Raw genomic sequence first — 18,987 nt, forward strand, 5'->3', positions numbered from 1 at the left:
ACCCCGGCGGTGACCATGGTCGCGGCATGGATGAGCGCCGAGACCGGAGTCGGACCTTCCATCGCGTCCGGCAACCAGGTGTGCAGCAGGAACTGCGCCGACTTGCCCATCGCGCCCATGAACAGCAACAGGCAGGTCAGGGTCATGGCGTCCCAGTCGCCGCCGAACATGTGGATCGACTTGTGGGCGAGGCCGGGAGCGGCGGCGAAGATGGTGTCGAAGGAAATCGAGCCGGTCAGCAGGAAGACCATGAAGATGCCGAGCGCGAAGCCGAAATCGCCGACACGGTTGACGACGAAGGCCTTGATCGCGGCGGCGTTGGCCGAGGGCTTCTCGTACCAGAAGCCGATCAGCAGGTAGGAGGCGAGACCGACGCCTTCCCAGCCGAAGAACATCTGCGCCAGATTGTCGGCGGTCACCAGCGACAGCATGGCGAAGGTGAACAGCGACAGATAGGCGAAGAAACGCTGCCGGGACGGGTCTTCGTGCATGTAACCGATGGAATAGAGATGCACCAGCGACGACACCGTCGTCACCACCACCAGCATCACCGCGGTCAGCGTGTCGACGCGCAGCGCCCAATCGACCCTCAGGCCGCCGGAGGTCATCCAGTTGGAGAGCAGATGGACGGAGAAGGGTTCGCCGCCGAAGCCGATGCGGGCGAACACGATCCAGGAGAACAGGCAGGAGACGAACAGAAGCGTCGTGGTAAGGATTTCCGACCCGCGCGCGCCGATCCAGCGGCCGTAAAGGCCGGCTACCAGGAAGCCGAGAAGGGGAAGAAAGACGATTGCGGCGACCATGTCGTTCAGCCCTTCATCATATTAATGTCTTCGACCGCGATCGTGCCGCGGTTACGGAAATAGGTGACCAGGATCGCCAGGCCGATCGCCGCCTCCGCCGCCGCGACGGTGAGGATGAACAGGGCGAAGATCTGGCCGGTCAGGTCGTGCAATTGCGCGGAAAAGGCCACGAGATTGAGATTGACCGATAGCAGGATCAATTCCACCGACATCAGGATAATGATGATGTTCTTGCGATTGAGAATGATGCCGGCCACGCCCAGTGTGAACAGGATGGCGGCGACGATCAGATAATGTTCGAGACCGATGACCATGGACCGCTCCTCACACGCCCGCCCGAGACGGGACTTTCTTGACTTCGATGGCCGAGGCGCGGGTGCGCGCGTTCTGCGCCGCGATCGACTGGCGGCGCACATTCGTCCGGTGATGCAGGGTCAGCACGATGGCGCCGACCATAGCGGTCAGAAGAACGAAGCCCGCCGCCTGGAACAGATAGACATATTGCGTATAAAGCACCTCGCCGATCGCGGCGGTGTTGGAGAGATGGCCGGGCGTCGGCGTGCCCAGCACCGTCTGCGGCGCCACCGTCCAGGCGCCGACCACCAGCACCAGCTCCAAGAGCACGATCAGGCCGACCAGCATGCCGATCGGCAGATATTGCAGGAAGCCCTGTTTCAGCTCGGAGAAATCGACGTCGAGCATCATCACCACGAACAGGAACAACACCGCCACTGCGCCGACATAGACGACGACCAGGATCATCGCCAGAAATTCGGCGCCCGCGAGCAGGAAAAGGCCGGCCGCGTTGACGAAGGCGAGGATCAGGTACAACACCGAATGGACCGGATTGCGCGCCGAAATGACCATGACGGCCGAGGCGATCGTCATGATCGAAAACAGATAGAAGAAGGCCGCGGCTAACGTCATGGTCCACCTGTGCGCCCGTCTCAGGGCCTTGATCGCTTCATTCGCCGAATTTGATCAAACGGACTGGGATCAACCAGACTTGGCTTAATCAAGAGTCGGCCTGGGGTAAAGCCGGTTAGGATTTAAGTCTCTGTTTGCAGGCCCCGCATCTCGAAAGATGCGGGGATCATTCAGCGGTAGGGCGCGTCGGCGGCGATGTTGCGAGCGATTTCGCGCTCCCAGATCGCGCCGTTGTCGAGCAGGCGCTGCTTGTCGAAAAACAGTTCCTCGCGGGTCTCGACGGCGAATTCGGAATTGGGCCCTTCGACAATCGCATCCACCGGGCAAGCCTCCTGGCAATAGCCGCAATAAATGCACTTCGTCATGTCGATGTCGTAGCGCGTGGTTCGGCGGGTGCCGTCATTGCCGCGCGGCGCCGCCTCGATGGTGATGGCCTGCGCCGGGCAGATCGCTTCGCAGAGCTTGCAGGCGATGCAGCGCTCTTCGCCGTTGGGATAACGGCGCAGCGCGTGCTCGCCGCGAAAGCGCGGCGATTGTGGATTCTTTTCGTGCGGATAATTCAGCGTCGCCTTCGGCTTCAAGAGATAGCGAAACGACAGGAAGAACGCTCCGACAAATTCCTTGAGGAACAGCGCTTTGGCGGATTGGACGAGTTGCATTTGCGATCCTCTCAATGCGCGACGCCGCCCGCGAAGCCGGTGAATTCAACCAGCCCCGCGACGATGACCACGGCGACCAGCGAGATCGGCAGGAATACTTTCCAGCCCAGCCGCATCAGCTGGTCGTAGCGATAGCGCGGCACGAAAGCCTTGACCATGGCGAACAGGAAGAAGAACCAGCTCACCTTGAGGATGAACCAGATCACGCCCGGCACCCAGGTGAAGGGCGCGATATTCACCGGTGGCAGCCAGCCGCCGAAGAACAGCAGCGTCATCAGCGCGCACATGGTGACGATGGCGACATATTCGCCGAGCATGAACAGGAGGTACTGGCTGGCGGAATATTCGACCATGAAGCCGGCGACCAGTTCCGATTCGGCCTCGACCAGATCGAAGGGTGGGCGGTTGGTCTCGGCGAGGGCCGAGATGAAGAAGATCACGAACATCGGAAACAAAGGCAGCCAGTACCAGCCGAGCATGCCCCATTTGGTGTCCTGCGCCTTGACGATATCGTTGAGGTTCAGCGAGCCGGCGCAGAGCAGCACGGTGATGATGACGAAGCCGATCGAGACTTCGTAGGACACCATCTGCGCCGCCGAGCGCAAAGCCGCCAGGAACGGATATTTCGAATTCGAGGCCCAGCCGCCCATGATGATGCCGTAAACGCCGAGCGACGAAATGGCGAAAATATAGAGCACGCCGACATTGAGATTGGCCACCGCCCAGCCGTCGTTGACCGGGATCACAGCCCAGGCGGCGAGCGCCAGTGTCGCGGTGACCAAAGGCGCAAGCAGGAACACGCCCTTGTTGGCGCCATCGGGAATGATCGGCTCCTTGCACAGGAACTTGATCATGTCGGCGAAGCTCTGCCAGATGCCCCAGGGTCCGACGACGTTCGGTCCGCGCCGCAATTGCACCGCCGCCCATACCTTGCGGTCGGCGAGAATGTAATAGGCGACGATCACCAGCAGGACGACGAGAATGCCTAAGCTTTTCGCCAGAATGATGAGAAGGGAGAGCAGGAGTTCCATTCGCTTCTTCTCCTCATTCCGCCGCTAGGGCGTGGGTGCGGCCCTTGGCCACGGCAGAACATTCGGCCATGACATGCGAGGCGCGCGCGATTGCGTTGGTCAGGTAGAAATCGGCGATCGGCGAAACCAGCGCGCCGTGGCCGAGTTCGCCGGCCGGAAGCGAAGCCAGGCCGGAAGCGTCAGCCGGGGCGAGAACATCGAGCTGCGCGAAATGCGGATAGGCCGAATAGAGTTTTCCGCGCAGGGCGGACAGCGAATCGAACGGCAAAGGCTGGCCGAGTGCGCCGGAAAGGGCGCGGAAAATCGCCCAGTCCTCGCGGGCGTCTCCTGGCGGAAAGGCGGCGCGGTCGGCCATCTGCACCCGGCCTTCGGTATTGACGTAAGTGCCGGACTTTTCGGTGTAAGCCGCGCCGGGCAGGATCACGTCGGCGCGATGGGCTCCGCGGTCGCCGTGCGAGCCGATATAGACGACGAAGGCGCCCGGCTCGATGCCGATTTCATCGGCGCCGACGAGGAAAACGAGGTCGAGCGCGCCGGATTTGGCCATTTGGTCGGCGTCGAGGCCGCCCTCGCCCGGGACGAAGCCGAGATCGAGCGCGCCGACCCGCGAGGCCGCCGTGTGCAGCACCGAAAAGCCGGTCCAGTCGCCTTTCGGCGCGCCGAGCTTCGCGGCCAGCGCCAGAATGGCGGCGCCGTCCTCGCGGGCGAGACCTCCCTGCCCGACCAGGATCAGCGGACGTTCCGCCTTGGCGAGAACCTCGCCAAAGCCTTCGCCCTTGGCGACATTCGCCAGCGTGTCGGGGCCGGCGCCGAGATATGCGTAATCATAGGTCAGATCGGCCTTTTCGCCGACCACGCCGACAGGGAAGTTTCCGGCGCGCCAGCGGCGGCGGATGCGGGCGTTGAGCACCGGCGATTCCCAGCGCGGATTGGAGCCGACGATCAGCAGGGCGTCGGCCCGGTCGATGCCCTCGACGGTGGCGTTGAACAGATAGGAGGCGCGCCCAAGCGCCGGATCGAGCCTGGCGCCGTCCTGGCGCGCGTCGATGTTCTTCACGCCAAGCTCTTCGGCCAGCGACTTCGCGGCGAACAGATCTTCGACCGACGAGAGATCGCCGCCGATGAAGCCGATCCTCTCCGGCGCGGTAGCCTTGACCTTGGCGGCGACGGCGGCAAAGGCCTGCGCCCACGACGCCGGCCGCAACTTGCCGTTTTCGCGGACGAAAGGCCGGTCGAGACGCTGGGTCTTGAGACCGTCGACGATCTGTCGGCTCTTGTCGGAAATCCATTCCTCGTTCACCGCCTCGTTGAGGCGGGGCAGGATGCGGATCACTTCGCGGCCGCGCGTGTCGATGCGAATCGACGAGCCGAGCGCGTCCATCACGTCGACGCCCGGCGTTTTGTTATATTCCCACGGACGGGCGCGGAAATTCTGCGGCTTCGGCAAAAGCGCGCCGACCGGGCAGAGGTCGGTGACATTGCCTTGCAATTCTGAGGTCATCGCCTGTTCGAGATAGGTGGTGATCTCCATGTCCTCGCCGCGCCCGATGGCGCCCATGTCGGACGTGCCGCAGATTTCGGCGGTGAAGCGGACGCAGCGCGTGCAATGGATGCAGCGGGTCATCTCGGTCTTGACCAGCGGGCCGATATATTTGTTTTCGACCGCGCGCTTGCTCTCGTGGTAGCGCGAGCGGTCTAGGCCGAAGGCCATGGCCTGGTCCTGGAGGTCGCACTCGCCGCCCTGGTCGCAGATCGGGCAATCGAGCGGATGGTTGATGAGCAGGAACTCCATCACCCCTTCGCGGGCCTTTTTCACCATCGGCGAATTGGTCAGCACCACCGGCGGCTCGCCGTTGGGACCGGGACGCAGATCCCTGACCGACATGGCGCAGGAGGCCGTCGGCTTGGGCGGGCCACCCTTCACCTCGACCAGGCACATGCGGCAATTGCCCGCGACCGACAGCCGTTCATGATAGCAGAAGCGCGGGATTTCCTTCCCCGCCTCCTCGCACGCCTGGAGCAGCGTGTACTCCGGCGGCACATCCACTTCGACGCCATCGACGATGATCTTAGACATGTCTCTCATCCGTTTTGCCTCGCCCGCCCAAGGGGGGCGGTCGAGGCGCCCCTCGCGTCAGCCAAAGGGCGTCTTCAGACGCCCGTCTTTCGACGGGCTATTGGTCGCATTCGCTCCTAGCATCGACTTTGTCGATGCAATTACCTTTTCCTGCCTCGCCCGCCGTGGGGCGCCGAGGCGCGTATCTTTATTGCGCCGCGATCTTGACCGCGTCGCGGTCGGCTCGGGCGGTGTAGCTGTCGATTCGCGCTTCGATCACCGGGCGGAAATGCGTGATCAGGCCCTGGATCGGCCAAGCCGCCGCATCGCCCAGGGCGCAGATCGTGTGACCCTCGATCTGTTTCGACACGTCGAACAGCATGTCGATTTCCTTCTTCTGCGCGCGTCCCTCGACCATGCGCTGCATCACCCGGTACATCCAGCCGGTGCCTTCGCGGCACGGCGTGCACTGGCCGCAGCTTTCGTGCGCGTAGAAATGCGAGAGACGGGCGATGGCGCGGATGATGTCGGTGGACTTGTCCATCACGATCACCGCCGCCGTGCCGAGGCCGGACTTCAGCTTGCCGAGGCTGTCGAAATCCATCGGGCAATCGATGATTTCATGCGCCGGCACGCAACGCACCGACGAGCCGCCGGGGATCACCGCCAGAAGATTATCCCAGCCGCCACGGATGCCCCCGCTATGTTTTTCGATCAGTTCGCGGAACGGGATCGACATAGCCTCTTCGACATTGCACGGCTTTTCGACATGCCCGGAAATGCAGAAAAGCTTGGTGCCCGCATTGTTCTTGGCGCCGAACCCGGCAAACCACGCGGCGCCGCGACGCAGAATGGTCGGGGCGACGGCGATGGATTCGACGTTGTTGACCGTCGTCGGGCAGCCATAGAGGCCCATATTGGCCGGGAACGGCGGTTTTAGGCGCGGCATTCCCTTCTTGCCTTCAAGAGACTCCAGCAAGGCCGTCTCTTCGCCGCAGATATAGGCGCCGGCGCCGTGATGGACGTAAACCTCGTAGGGATAGCCGTGGATGTTGTTCTGGCCGATCAGATTGGCCGCATAAGCCTGGTCGACGGCCGCCTGCAAACGTTCGCGCTCGAAAATATATTCGCCGCGCAGGTAGATATAGGCGGCCGAAGCGCCCATGGCGAAACCGGCGATCAGGCAGCCTTCGATCAGCAGATGCGGATCGTTGCGCATGATCTCGCGATCCTTGCAGGTGCCGGGCTCGGACTCGTCGGCGTTGACCACCAGATAGGAGGGCCGCGCTGGATCGGGCTTGGGCATGAACGACCATTTCAGGCCGGTCGGGAAGCCGGCGCCGCCGCGCCCGCGCAGGCCCGACGCCTTCATCTCGTTGATGATCCAGTCCTTGCCCTTTTCGATCAGGCCCTTGGTATTGTCCCAGCAGCCACGCGCCCGGGCGCCCGCCAGGCCCCAGTCGCCAAAGCCGTAAAGGTTCTGGAAGATGCGATCCTTGTCCTCAAGCATCTGCGTCTCCTCGCTTGGCCGTTGGTGTGGAAAGCGGGCCGCTCTTGCCGTCCGCGCCATAGAAAGTCGTCAAGGAGGTCAGGCCGCCTTCCGGCTCGGAAGTCATGCGGCCCTTCTGCGAACCGATCTTCACCGGCCGTCCGGCGGCAAGATCGTCGAGCAGCTTGTTGAAATTATCCGCGTCGAGATCTTCATAATAATCGTCGTTGATCTGCACCATTGGCGCGTTGCAGCAGGCGCCTAGGCATTCGACTTCGAGCCAGGAGAACAGCCCGTCCGCCGTCACCTGACGCTGCGGGCCGATGCGCTCCTGGCAGACATGGATGATCTCGTCGGCGCCGCGCAGCATGCAGGGCGTGGTGCCGCACAGCTGGATGAAATATTTCCCGACCGGCGCCAGATTGAACATGGTGTAGAAAGTGGCGATTTCGAGCACGCGAATGCGCGGCATGTCGAGAATCTCGGCGACCTTCTCCATCGCCTTCTGAGGCAGCCAGTAATCATGCTGCTTCTGCGCCTGCCACAGCGCCGGAATCACGGCGGAGGCCTGGCGGCCGGGCGGATATTTGGCGATCTGCGCGTCGAGCCAGGCGCGGTTTTCCGGCGTGAACTCGAAGCTTTCGGGCTGGTTTTCGGCGAGGCGGCGGACGCTCATGAGTTAGGCTTCCCGTTGGATTCGCGCGTGTCCTGATAGACGACATAAGCGGCGACGAGGATGGCGCCGATCACTATGCCGAAATCGCTTTGCGGCTGAAACAAAGGCTCGCCCCCCGATTGACGCATCAGCATCAACACGACAATTCCGGAGCCGAGGCCGGCCAGGAGAAAGGGGGCGTTCTTGCGCAGGGATTGCAGAACCGTCAACGGTCGACCTCCCCGAACACGATGTCGAGCGCGCCGAGAATGGCCGAAACGTCGGCGAGCATATGGCCGCGGCTCATGAAGTCCATAGCCTGCAGATGGGCGAAGCCCGGCGCGCGAATCTTGCACTTGTATGGCTTGTCGGTGCCGTCGGCGACGAGATAGACGCCGAACTCGCCCTTGGGCGCCTCGACCGCCGCATAGACTTCGCCAGGCGGCACGCGGAAGCCCTCGGTGAATAGTTTGAAATGATGGATCAGCGATTCCATCGAATTTTTCATCTCGCTGCGGCGCGGCAGCGTGATCTTGTGGTTGGGCGTCAGCACCGGGCCTTCATTCGCCCGCTCGAGCAGCTTGGCCACGCATTGCCTGATGATGCGGATCGACTGGCGCATTTCCTCCATGCGCACCACCTGCCGGTCGTAGCAATCGCCGTGCTGGCCGACCGGAATGTCGAACTCCATCTCTTCGTAGCATTCATAGGGCTGGGAGCGGCGCAGATCCCAGGCGACGCCGGAGCCGCGCAACACCGGACCGGAAAAGCCCCATTTCCAGCATTCTTCCGCCGTGACGACGGCGATGTCGACATTGCGCTGCTTGAAGATGCGATTCTCGATGAACAATTCTTCGAGGTCGTCGCAGACTTTCAGGAACGGATCGCACCAGGCGCCGATGTCCTCGATCAGTTTTGTCGGCAGGTCCCTGGCGACGCCGCCGGGCCGGAAATAATTGGCGTGCATGCGGGCGCCGGAAGCGCGCTCGTAAAACACCATCAGCTTTTCGCGCTCCTCGAAACCCCACACCGGCGGGGTCAAGGCGCCGACGTCCATCGCCTGGGTGGTGACGTTGAGGAGATGCGACAGGATACGGCCGATTTCGCAGTAAAGCACACGGATCAACTGGGCGCGGCGCGGAACCTCGACTTCCAGCAGCTTTTCGATGGCGAGGCAGAAAGCATGCTCCTGATTCATCGGCGCGCAATAGTCGAGCCGATCGAAATAGGGCGTGTTCTGCATATAGGTGCGGGATTCCATCAGCTTTTCGGTGCCGCGATGCAGCAGTCCGATGTGCGGATCGACGCGTTCGACCACTTCGCCGTCGAGTTCCAGCACCAGCCGCAACACGCCATGCGCCGCAGGATGCTGCGGGCCGAAATTGATCGAGAAATTGCGCAGGTTCTGTTCGGACATTGGTGGCTCGCCCATCAAAATTTCAGGTCCAGATTTCTCAGGACGCTTTTTTGCGCATCAACCCTGCTTGCTGGCTTTTTCGTCGCCGGGAAGCTCGTATTGCGCCGCCTCCCAGGGCGAGAGAAAATCGAAACTGCGATATTCCTGGCTGAGCTTGACCGGCTCATAGACCACCCGCTTGCGGGCGTCGTCGTAACGCACTTCGACATAGCCGGTCATCGGGAAATCCTTGCGCAGGGGATGACCGTCGAAACCGTAATCGGTCAGCATGCGGCGCAGGTCCGGATGGCCGCTGAACAGCACGCCATACATGTCATAGGCTTCGCGCTCGAACCAGTTGGCGGCCGGCCAGACCTTTTCGCAGGATTCGATCGGCTGCGCCTCGTCGGTCATGGTCTTGATGCGGATGCGCAGGTTGCCCTTGGGGTCGAGCAGGTGCACGACCAGGTCGAAGCGCTGTTCGCGCGCCGGCCAGTCGACGGCTGTCAGGTCGATGAAGCTGATGAAGCCGCAGCAATCGCGCAAGAAGGTCAGGCTGGCGATCCATTGCTCCCGCTCGACAACGACGTTCAACTCGTCATAGGCGATGGTCGCGCTGACGACCGCTTGCTTCAGTCCGGCCTGGATCTTGTCCGACAGCGCCCGCAATTTCTCGCGCAAAGCGGCGGCGTGGTCGACCGATGCGTCCATCGCAACGTTCTCCTCGTTGGCCATTCTCACACCTTAAGTCCAGCCCGCACTGGGCGCGAAAAGGGGCGGCGCGAAAACAATCGCGCCGGAAATCTTAGCGTTCGATCGTGCCGGTGCGGCGGATTTTCCGTTGCAAAAGCATGATGCCGTAAAGCAGGGCTTCCGCCGACGGCGGGCAGCCCGGCACATAGATGTCGACCGGCACGATGCGGTCGCAGCCGCGCACCACTGAATAGGAATAGTGGTAATAGCCGCCGCCATTGGCGCAGGAACCCATGGAGATCACATAGCGCGGCTCCGGCATCTGGTCGTAGACCTTGCGCAAGGCGGGGGCCATCTTGTTGGTCAAGGTGCCGGCGACGATCATCACGTCGGACTGGCGAGGCGAGGCGCGCGGCGCGAAGCCGAAACGCTCGACGTCATAGCGCGGCATCGCCGCCTGCATCATTTCCACGGCGCAGCAGGCGAGACCGAAAGTCATCCACATCAGCGAGCCGGTGCGGGCCCAGTTGATCAGGTCGTCGGTGGCGGTGACGAGAAAACCCTTGTCGGCCAGCTCGTCGTTGATCGACAGGAAAGTCGGATCGTCGGCGCCGATCGGCTTGCCGGTACGCGGATCGAGGATGCCACGCGGCGCCGGAGCGATAAGGGTTTTGCTCGGTTCGGAGGTCAATCCCATTCCAGGGCTCCCTTCTTCCATTCATAGATGAAGCCGACGGTGAGCACGCCCAGGAACACCATCATCGACCAGAAGCCGAACACCCCGATCTTGCGGAACGCCACCGCCCATGGGAACAGGAAGGCCACTTCCAGATCGAAGATAATGAACAGCAGCGAGACGAGATAGAAACGCACGTCGAATTTCATGCGCGCGTCGTCGAAAGCGTTGAAGCCGCATTCATAGGCCGAGAGCTTTTCGGCGTCCGGCGCCTTGAAGGCGATGAGGAAAGGCGCGACGAGCAGCGCCCCCGAAATCACCGCGGAAAGAGCGATGAAGATCACCAGCGGCAGATAATCGTTCAGGAGGCCCGGCATGGCATTGTCCCGTGGTTTCCGGCGCGGCGCCCAATCGCGGATGAACCGCGGGCGGGGCGCTTCGCCGCCGAGCGATAGGCGTACAGCCTTGAAAAAGCCGCATCCCGCCGCTGGATGGTCTTGGTTCCGTATCGCAGCGCGGCGCCTCGCGCAAGTTCAAAGCGATGGCCCTGCCCCCGGCTTTAGCGCCCCTTTCGGGCCCGTGCGCGGGTTCCGCCGGCGTCTGCGCCTCCCCTCAGCCCGGAAAAGCTTGGTTTTCCTCGTCCCTCGCCCAATTTTCCCGCAAACGGCGGCGGCGCCCTTGATGCGAAAGTCGAAGGTCCAATTACCCCCGATTGCTCTGGGAAAAGCCGAATTGCCTGTGTCCCGGCCGGGGCCAAGGATCAGCTCTCCGGCGCGACGCCCAGGGCCGAGCGATGACGTCCTGCCGAGACCTGAATGAACTCGCCGCGCGCCTCGTCCAGCGCCAGAAGCTGCGCGTCGAGAATATCGAAAAACGCGCCGTGCAGCCGCAACTCCCCCGCCCGCTCAAGCGCCGCCAAACGCGGATTGGCGCGCAGATTGTCGAGGCTCTGCTTGACCGATTCGCGGGCCAACCGTTCGGCGTAATCCGCGCCCGATTGTTCCGGCGGGGCGCCAAGACGTTTGGCCGCCGGGGAGATCAGGCCGATCCAATGTCCCAGCGCATCGTCGGGCGGCGGCGACTGGTATTTTTCCGCGCCGCCCTCAACAAAGGCGCGGACGCCGCCGCAGTTGCCATGGCCCAGTACGACGATGCATCCGACCCGCAAGGCCGTCACGCCATATTCGATCGCCGCCCAGGCGCTGTGGTGCGCCAGATTCGCCGCGAAAGGCGGCACTATATTGGCGACATTGCGGATATCGAAAATTTCGCCCGGTGCGGCGCCGAAAATCTCTTCCGGCATGACGCGCGAATCGCAGCAGCCGATCACCAGCGTATGCGGATGCTGACCTTTTTCCGCCAGTTCGTGAAAGCTCGACCGTTCGCGGCGAAAGTCGCCGCCGAGAAATCTTTCATAGCCCTGAACCAGCTGGGATGGAAAAATCTCTTCCCCGTTCGCTGCGTTCATGCCCTGGCCTCGAAAGTCTGTCGCCGCAATGCAGTACCAGCGAGAAAACCTGCCCAAGTCGGAAGGCCGGAGAATAAAGCGACGGCGTGACAAGGCGACGACGAAGCGCCACGTCTTGAGAAGCGCCACGTCTCGAGAAGCGCCATATCTTTATTTGGATCTTTAAAGAAAATGGCGAGAGAGACGGGACTTGAACCCGCGACCTCCGGCGTGACAGGCCGGCGCTCTAACCAACTGAGCTACTCCCCCGCGACCGCGACGCATCGCATCGATCGGAGGCCTGCGAATTAAGACAGCGACGCCGTCAAGTCAAGCGCTGTTATGTCGTTTTGACGAACAACAGCGTTTCCCCACAAGCATTCAGAAAACCCGGCTCGCCAAATTCCAACGCGCCATTTCTCCGGCCGTGACCACATGGATCGACTGAGAGGAAATGTGTTCGGCGTAACGAATCAATTCGCGGCTGACGCCCATGCGCGACGAATAATTCATCAGCATCCCTGCCATCGAGCCATTGTCGTAAACGCGCTCGGATTTCGAATCGCCCCAGAGATTGGTATGTTCCTGATTGGCGAACATGCGGTGGATGCCCAGCGCGCTGCCCGGCGGCGCCACCCTTTTGCGTCCGCCCATAAAGGCATAGACGCAGGCGGACAGGCAGGAGGCGGTCAGGAAGCGTCCCCGGCCGGACGAGGCGCCCAGCCGCGCCACTACTGTTGCAGCGCCAATGCGGCGGAAAATCTGACCTAATTCCATCGAGGCGACGACATAGCCACCCTGCGAATTGAGGAACACCACCGTGCGCAAATCGCGGTCGGAGGCGTTTTCACGCAGGAAATCGAGAAACTCGTGCGGCGTGGAGTTGCCGATTTGACCTTCGGCCACGATCACATGCGGGCAATGCGACCGGCAGCCGGAGCCATCGGCCAGCGACGCCAGCCGGAACGACATGCTTTGCGCGTTGGCGTGCGAAACGGCGGCCAGCAGGCCGAATGCGGCCAGAAACGGCATTATGGCGCGCCGAAATGCCCGGACCCTTGCCGTTAACATTCCCATCTCCACCCAGAGCCATTTTCGATCCTATCGATTGGACCGCGGCCCTGCTTCTCTGTTGTAACATGTTCGGCAACTCGGACCGTTCGCTTGAGCCGAAGGTCCGCGCCGCGAAATGCTTGTGAATTGGTGGGCGGTGACGGTCTCGAACCGCCGACCCTCTCGGTGTAAACGAGATGCTCTACCAACTGAGCTAACCGCCCGGCATTACCTGGCTTGGTTTCCAGGCTGGCGTCCGTGGAAGTCGGCGCAAAAGCTTCACGGCCGTTTTCCGGCTCATAATGCCCCGCATCGGCGCTGGCAAGGAAAGAGTCGCGCAATGACGTATTTTATGGCGGCAAAACACTTCCGACGGGCATGGAGCCGGCCGGAAATATTGGCAAGTTCTCGCAAGACTCGCGGAGGCCCATGAACGGGCGACCGCGCCTTCGGCCGGAGAAGACCTACTTGTTGACCGTCGCCTTGAGTTGGGCGCCGGGCTTGAAACGCACGCTTTTTGAGGCCGGAATGGTGATTTCCTCGCCGGTGGCCGGATTGCGGCCCTTGCCCGCGGCGCGGGTCTTGACGGAGAAAGTGCCGAATCCGACCAGGCGAACTTCCTCGCCGCCCTTAAGAGCATGGGTAATCGCGCCGATCACGGCGTCCAGCGCGTCGCCGGCGGCGGCTTTGGAAGTTTCCGTCGCTTCCGCGACCGCGTCGATCAATTCGGCTTTATTGGTCATTTGAATTCATCCCGTGTGTAAGGGCGCGCTCAAGGCGCCGCCGTGCTGCACAACCGAGGCGCGCCCCCGACGCCCCGGTCCCCTGAATGTTATCGTGTCCCGCGCGCGAGAAGCCCGCAATTAAGGCGGTGGCTCGAATCGCGCCGGCCCCGATCGCGCCACTTTCGGGCCGAATCCGCGACAAAGCAAGGGATACAACGCCTTTGCCAAGAAAAAACCCTTAACAACCGGCGCTTTCCCGGCGCTCGGCAGCCACTGGCGAGATAGCGCGTGCGAAACAGTCGCCCATTGAGCAAATTAGTGCGGCAAAGCGCTGCGTTCCAGCATCGGACATCGCCGCTGAACGATTGAACCCCGGAGGTTGGGACCACCGGGGTTCGGTTCAGATGCGAAGTTTAGACAGGCGGAGAACTGGCGATCAGTGCGCAACCACTCCCACTGTCTCGTCATCGACTGAAGGCGGCTCGGCCTTGACCGCGCCCTCCTCCCAGGTGATCGCCTCCGGCATGCGCACGAGGGCGTGTTTCAGCACGTCCTCCATGCGCGCAACCGGCACGATCTCCAGGTTGTTCTTCACCGATTCGGGAATATCGACCAGATCCTTGGCGTTGTCTTCCGGGATCAGCACTTTCTTAAGCCCGCCGCGCAGAGCCGCGAGCAGCTTTTCCTTCAACCCGCCGATCGGCAGGACCCGGCCGCGCAGGGTGATTTCGCCGGTCATGGCGATGTCGCGATGCACCGGAATGCCGGTGAATACCGAGACGATGGCGACGGCCATGGCCACGCCCGCCGAAGGGCCGTCCTTGGGCGTCGCGCCTTCCGGCACGTGGACGTGGATGTCCCGCCGGTCGAACAGCGGCGGCTCGATGCCGAAATCCACCGCGCGCGAGCGCACATAAGAAGCCGCGGCGGAAATCGATTCCTTCATCACGTCGCGGAGGTTGCCTGTCACCGTCATGCGGCCCTTGCCGGGCATCATCACCCCTTCGATGGTCAGCAGTTCGCCGCCGACTTCCGTCCAGGCGAGACCGGTGACCACGCCGACCTGATCCTCCAGTTCCGCCTCGCCATAACGATAGCGCGGCACGCCGAGATAGGTCTCGATATTGTCCTCGGTGACGACGACCTTTTCGAGTTTCGGCTTCGACAGCAGGATCTCCTTCACCGCCTTGCGGGCAAGATTGGCGATTTCGCGGTCGAGATTGCGCACCCCCGCCTCCCGGGTATAGCGGCGGACGATTTTGAGCAGAGCCGCGTCCTCGATCACCCATTCGCTGGGCGACAGGCCGTGCTTTTTCGTCGCCGCCGGAATCAGATGTTTCCGGGCGATGACCGCCTTTTCGTCTTCCGTATAGCCGGCGATGCGGATCACCTCCATGCGGTCCATCAGCGGCGCCGGAATGTTCAGCGTATTGGCCGTGGTGACGAACATGACATTGGAGAGGTCGTAATCCACCTCGAGATAATGGTCGTTGAAGCTGTGGTTCTGCTCGGGATCGAGCACCTCCAGAAGCGCCGACGACGGATCGCCGCGGAAATCCATGCCCATCTTGTCGATTTCATCGAGCAGGAACAGCGGATTCGAGGTTTTGGCCTTGCGCATCGACTGAATCACCTTGCCCGGCATGGAGCCGATATAGGTGCGCCGATGACCGCGAATCTCCGCCTCGTCGCGCACGCCTCCGAGCGACATGCGGACGAATTCGCGCCCAGTGGCCTTGGCGATCGACTTGCCGAGCGAGGTCTTGCCGACGCCCGGAGGGCCGACAAGGCACAGGATCGGGCCGGTCAGCTTGTTGGCGCGGCTCTGCACGGCGAGATATTCGACAATCCGCTCCTTGACCTTATCCAGGCCAAAATGTTCGGCGTCGAGCACTTCTTGCGCCGCATTGAGATCCTTCTTGATCTTGGAGCGCTTGTTCCACGGGATCGACACCAGCCAGTCGAGGTAATTGCGCACCACCGTCGCCTCGGCCGACATCGGCGACATCTGCCGGAGCTTCTTCAGCTCGGCGATGGCCTTGTCATGCGCCTCCTTCGACAGCTTGGTCGCCTTGATCTTGTCCTCGAGCTCCGACAAATCGTCCTTGCCGTCCTCGTCGCCCAACTCCTTCTGAATGGCCTTCATCTGCTCGTTCAGATAATATTCGCGCTGGGTCTTCTCCATCTGGCGCTTTACACGCGTGCGGATGCGCTTCTCGACCTGCAGGACCGAGATTTCGCTTTCCATCAGCGCCAGGCACTTTTCGAGCCTCTTGGCGACGGAAGTCATTTCCAGCACCGACTGGCGGTCGGTGATCTTCACCGACAGATGCGAGGCTACGGTATCGGCCAGCTTGCCGGGATCGTCGATCTGCGCCACGGCGGAGACCACTTCCGGCGATACCTTCTTGTTGAGCTTCACGTAACCTTCGAATTCCGAGGCGACCGACCGCGCCAGGGCTTCCGCCTCGACCGGATCGGGCAGTTCCTCCGGGGTAACCTCGGCCTCGGCCTCGTAATATTCATCGGTGCGGGTGTAGCGCGACACTTTTGCGCGCGCCATGCCTTCGACCAGAACTTTGACGGTTCCGTCGGGCAGTTTCAGCAATTGCAGCACGCTCGCCAACACGCCGGCGGAAAAAACCGCCTCGGGCTTGGGATCGTCCTCCGCCGCATTCATCTGGGTGGCGAGCAGGATAAATTTGTCCGCCTTCATCACCTCTTCCAGCGCGCGAATGCTCTTTTCGCGGCCGACGAACAGCGGCACGATCATGTGCGGAAAAACGACAATATCGCGGAGCGGCAGAACCGGGTAGCTGTCGGTCACGCCAGGCGCAGGCAGTTCACGCTTCGGGCTGGTCATCTAAGGGTCCTATCTGTCACGGCGGGTCTGAAATTCCGGCTTTGGAATTTCCGATCCGCCCATGCTGCGAAAGCCTTCCGGCCCAATTCTGGGATCATGCCCGGCGCCGGACGCCTCCGCCACATGCGCCGCTCGACCTCTCATGAGCATCGGCGGCGTGGGGGCTACGTCAACAGGCAGATGGGGCGATCCGTCGCGCGTTTCAAGTTTCCCAAGACAAAAGCGCGACATTTAACCTGAGACCTTGCGGGGAGATTCCCCCCAGCACCTTGTCTGCAAGACCTTGCGCGGATATCCCCCAAGATCTTACGGGAATTGCCTCCACCGTTTCCGCGGACACGAAAAGGGCGGCGGGAGCCGCCGCCCATAGAACAGGCCCGATCAGGCGCTTACGCCGCTTTTTTCGGCGCGTTCCGCATAAATATAAAGCGGCTTCGCCTTGCCGTCGACCACTTCCGGACCGATCACCACCTGCTCGACCCCTTCAAGGCCCGGCAGGTCGTACATGGTGTCGAGCAAGATCCCCTCCATGATCGAGCGCAGGCCGCGCGCGCCGGTCTTCCGGTCGATCGCCTTGCGGGCGATGACGTTGAGCGCCTCGTCCTGGAAGGTAAGTTCGGTGTTCTCCATCTCGAACAGCCGCTGATATTGCTTCACCAAAGCGTTCTTCGGCTCGGTGAGGATCTTCTTCAGAGCGTCCTCGTCGAGGTCTTCGAGCGTGGCGATAACCGGCAGGCGGCCGACAAATTCCGGAATCAGGCCGAAACGCAGCAAATCCTCCGGCTCGACCTGACGGAAGATTTCGCCGGCGCGACGTTCGTCGGGACCTTCAACCTTGGCGCTGAAGCCGATCGACGTGCCCTTGCCCCTCGCGGAGATGATCTTGTCAAGACCGGCGAAGGCGCCGCCGCAGATGAACAGGATGTTGGTCGTATCGACCTGAAGGAATTCCTGCTGCGGATGTTTCCTGCCGCCCTGAGGCGGCACGGAGGCGACCGTGCCTTCCATGATCTTCAGCAGGGCCTGCTGCACTCCCTCGCCCGAAACGTCTCGGGTGATCGAGGGATTGTCGGATTTGCGGGAGATCTTGTCGATTTCGTCGATATAGACGATACCCCGCTGGGCGCGCTCGACGTTGTAATCCGAGGCCTGCAGCAATTTCAGGATGATGTTTTCCACGTCCTCCCCGACATAGCCGGCTTCGGTGAGCGTGGTGGCGTCGGCCATGGTGAAGGGCACGTCGAGAATCCGCGCCAGGGTCTGCGCCAGCAAGGTCTTGCCCGAGCCCGTGGGGCCGACCAGCAGGATGTTCGACTTGGCCAGTTCGACATCGGAATGTTTCGTCGCGTGATTCAGACGCTTGTAATGGTTGTGCACCGCCACCGACAGGACGCGCTTGGCCTGGAACTGGCCGATCACGTAATCGTCGAGGACCTTGCAGATTTCCTTGGGGGTCGGAATGCCGTCGCGGGTTTTCACCAGCGCCGACTTGTTCTCCTCACGAATGATGTCCATGCAGAGTTCGACGCACTCATCGCAGATGAACACCGTCGGCCCGGCAATCAGCTTGCGCACCTCGTGCTGGCTCTTGCCGCAGAACGAGCAATAGAGCGTGTTTTTCGAGTCGCTATTGCCAACCTTGCTCATAAGCTTCTCCTTGCGGTCGATTCGGGCCTATTCCGACCGCTCTTTTCTTGTGTCGATCGGCTCCGCCGCCGACTGGGTTCCGCCTCCGGTCCGGCGAATTGGCGCGCCTTCGCGCCCCGGTTCTCCATCACGTCGAAAGGCCTAATTTAAGCCCCCCGACGCCAATGGCAAGCTTCACAATCCCCGGCGCGCCTCATGCAAAACAGGCGCCGGGAACCCCTTCTTTTCAATCACTTTTTTTCTTCGCCCGAATCGGGGCGCTTGTTCAGCACTTCATCGATCAGGCCAAAATCCTTGGCCTCGTCCGCCGACATGAAATGGTCGCGATCGAGGGTGCGTTCGATGGTGTCGTAGTCGCGGCCGGTGTGGCGAACGTAGACGTCGTTCAGCCTTCTCTTGATCTTCATGATGTCCTCGGCGTGGCGCAGGATGTCCGAAGCCTGGCCCTGGAAGCCGCCTGAAGGCTGGTGCACCATGACGCGGGCGTTGGGCAGGGCGAATCGCATGCCGGCCTCGCCGCCGCACAGCAGCAGCGAGCCCATCGACGCCGCCTGGCCGACGCAAAGCGTCGAGATCTTGGGCTTGATGAATTGCATGGTGTCGTAGATCGCCATGCCGGACGTCACCACGCCGCCGGGCGAGTTGATGTACATGGAGATTTCTTTTTTCGGGTTTTCGGCTTCGAGAAACAGTAATTGCGCGATGATCACCGAGGCCATGCCGTCCTCGACCGGACCGGTCAGGAAGATGATGCGCTCACGCAACAGGCGCGAATAAATATCGAAGCCGCGTTCGCCGCGCGGCGTGTTCTCGACGACCTGCGGGATGAGATATTGGCTGTAGACGTCAATCGGATCGCGCATTTAT

General features: G+C 61.9%; 19 protein-coding genes and 2 tRNA genes. All 21 read right to left on the minus strand.

What is annotated here, in order from left to right:
• The coding region (locus tag ACLP2E_RS01280) for a proton-conducting transporter transmembrane domain-containing protein (RefSeq protein WP_442464937.1) at positions 1-803 on the minus strand (803 nt) is incomplete at its 3' end.
• 5 nt (positions 804-808) lie between these two features.
• Entirely contained in the window at positions 809-1,117 is a 309-nt protein-coding gene (nuoK, locus tag ACLP2E_RS01285) for an NADH-quinone oxidoreductase subunit NuoK (protein WP_442461039.1), read from the minus strand.
• Between the two features lie 10 nt (positions 1,118-1,127).
• Positions 1,128-1,730 carry an NADH-quinone oxidoreductase subunit J gene (locus tag ACLP2E_RS01290; protein ID WP_442461040.1) on the minus strand — a complete coding sequence of 201 codons (603 nt, stop codon included), beginning with the start codon at positions 1,728-1,730 and terminating at the stop codon, positions 1,128-1,130.
• A gap of 170 nt (positions 1,731-1,900) precedes the next feature.
• Positions 1,901-2,389 carry an NADH-quinone oxidoreductase subunit NuoI gene (gene nuoI, locus ACLP2E_RS01295; RefSeq protein ID WP_442461041.1) on the minus strand — a complete coding sequence of 163 codons (489 nt, stop codon included), beginning with the start codon at positions 2,387-2,389 and terminating at the stop codon, positions 1,901-1,903.
• A gap of 11 nt (positions 2,390-2,400) precedes the next feature.
• Complete coding sequence (gene nuoH, locus ACLP2E_RS01300) at positions 2,401-3,420, minus strand: NADH-quinone oxidoreductase subunit NuoH (protein WP_442461042.1); 1,020 nt, start codon at positions 3,418-3,420, stop codon at positions 2,401-2,403.
• 13 nt (positions 3,421-3,433) lie between these two features.
• A complete protein-coding gene (nuoG, locus tag ACLP2E_RS01305; protein WP_442464938.1) occupies positions 3,434-5,497 on the minus strand; it encodes an NADH-quinone oxidoreductase subunit NuoG in 2,064 nt (687 codons plus the stop codon).
• A gap of 187 nt (positions 5,498-5,684) precedes the next feature.
• A complete protein-coding gene (nuoF, locus tag ACLP2E_RS01310) occupies positions 5,685-6,986 on the minus strand; it encodes an NADH-quinone oxidoreductase subunit NuoF (RefSeq protein ID WP_442461044.1) in 1,302 nt (433 codons plus the stop codon).
• Complete coding sequence (nuoE, locus tag ACLP2E_RS01315; protein ID WP_442461045.1) at positions 6,979-7,641, minus strand: NADH-quinone oxidoreductase subunit NuoE; 663 nt, start codon at positions 7,639-7,641, stop codon at positions 6,979-6,981. Before nuoE ends, nuoF begins: the two co-directional genes overlap by 8 nt.
• Complete coding sequence (locus ACLP2E_RS01320) at positions 7,638-7,850, minus strand: hypothetical protein (RefSeq protein ID WP_442464939.1); 213 nt, start codon at positions 7,848-7,850, stop codon at positions 7,638-7,640. Before ACLP2E_RS01320 ends, nuoE begins: the two co-directional genes overlap by 4 nt.
• A complete protein-coding gene (locus ACLP2E_RS01325; protein WP_442461047.1) occupies positions 7,847-9,037 on the minus strand; it encodes an NADH-quinone oxidoreductase subunit D in 1,191 nt (396 codons plus the stop codon). The genes ACLP2E_RS01320 and ACLP2E_RS01325 overlap by 4 nt, the downstream gene beginning before the upstream one ends.
• A gap of 57 nt (positions 9,038-9,094) precedes the next feature.
• A complete protein-coding gene (locus ACLP2E_RS01330) occupies positions 9,095-9,727 on the minus strand; it encodes an NADH-quinone oxidoreductase subunit C (RefSeq protein ID WP_442461048.1) in 633 nt (210 codons plus the stop codon).
• A 94-nt stretch (positions 9,728-9,821) separates the two neighbouring features.
• Entirely contained in the window at positions 9,822-10,427 is a 606-nt protein-coding gene (locus ACLP2E_RS01335) for a NuoB/complex I 20 kDa subunit family protein (protein WP_442461049.1), read from the minus strand.
• Positions 10,397-10,762 (minus strand): NADH-quinone oxidoreductase subunit A, encoded by a 366-nt coding sequence (locus tag ACLP2E_RS01340; protein ID WP_442461050.1) that lies wholly within the window; start codon positions 10,760-10,762, stop codon positions 10,397-10,399. The genes ACLP2E_RS01335 and ACLP2E_RS01340 overlap by 31 nt, the downstream gene beginning before the upstream one ends.
• Before the next feature lie 383 nt (positions 10,763-11,145).
• Positions 11,146-11,853, minus strand: a complete 708-nt coding sequence (locus ACLP2E_RS01345) for a carbonic anhydrase (RefSeq protein ID WP_442461877.1) — start codon at positions 11,851-11,853, stop codon at positions 11,146-11,148.
• Positions 11,854-12,025: 172 nt separating this feature from the next.
• A tRNA-Asp gene (locus tag ACLP2E_RS01350) sits at positions 12,026-12,102 on the minus strand.
• A gap of 111 nt (positions 12,103-12,213) precedes the next feature.
• The gene (locus tag ACLP2E_RS01355) at positions 12,214-12,864 is read right to left on the minus strand and encodes a hypothetical protein (RefSeq protein ID WP_442461876.1); all 651 of its coding nucleotides are present in this window, start codon (positions 12,862-12,864) and stop codon (positions 12,214-12,216) included.
• A 169-nt stretch (positions 12,865-13,033) separates the two neighbouring features.
• Positions 13,034-13,109: transfer RNA gene (locus ACLP2E_RS01360), tRNA-Val, on the minus strand.
• A 240-nt stretch (positions 13,110-13,349) separates the two neighbouring features.
• Complete coding sequence (locus tag ACLP2E_RS01365) at positions 13,350-13,628, minus strand: HU family DNA-binding protein (protein WP_442461875.1); 279 nt, start codon at positions 13,626-13,628, stop codon at positions 13,350-13,352.
• A gap of 418 nt (positions 13,629-14,046) precedes the next feature.
• On the minus strand, positions 14,047-16,473 hold the full coding sequence (gene lon / locus ACLP2E_RS01370) for an endopeptidase La (protein ID WP_442461874.1): 2,427 nt from the start codon (positions 16,471-16,473) through the stop codon (positions 14,047-14,049).
• A 381-nt stretch (positions 16,474-16,854) separates the two neighbouring features.
• Complete coding sequence (clpX, locus tag ACLP2E_RS01375) at positions 16,855-18,120, minus strand: ATP-dependent Clp protease ATP-binding subunit ClpX (RefSeq protein ID WP_442464940.1); 1,266 nt, start codon at positions 18,118-18,120, stop codon at positions 16,855-16,857.
• 230 nt (positions 18,121-18,350) lie between these two features.
• The gene (locus ACLP2E_RS01380) at positions 18,351-18,983 is read right to left on the minus strand and encodes an ATP-dependent Clp protease proteolytic subunit (protein WP_442462725.1); all 633 of its coding nucleotides are present in this window, start codon (positions 18,981-18,983) and stop codon (positions 18,351-18,353) included.
• Positions 18,984-18,987 lie beyond the last annotated feature (4 nt).

The sequence above is a fragment of the Rhodoblastus sp. genome (assembly GCF_052145335.1).
Classification (GTDB): domain Bacteria; phylum Pseudomonadota; class Alphaproteobacteria; order Rhizobiales; family Beijerinckiaceae; genus Rhodoblastus.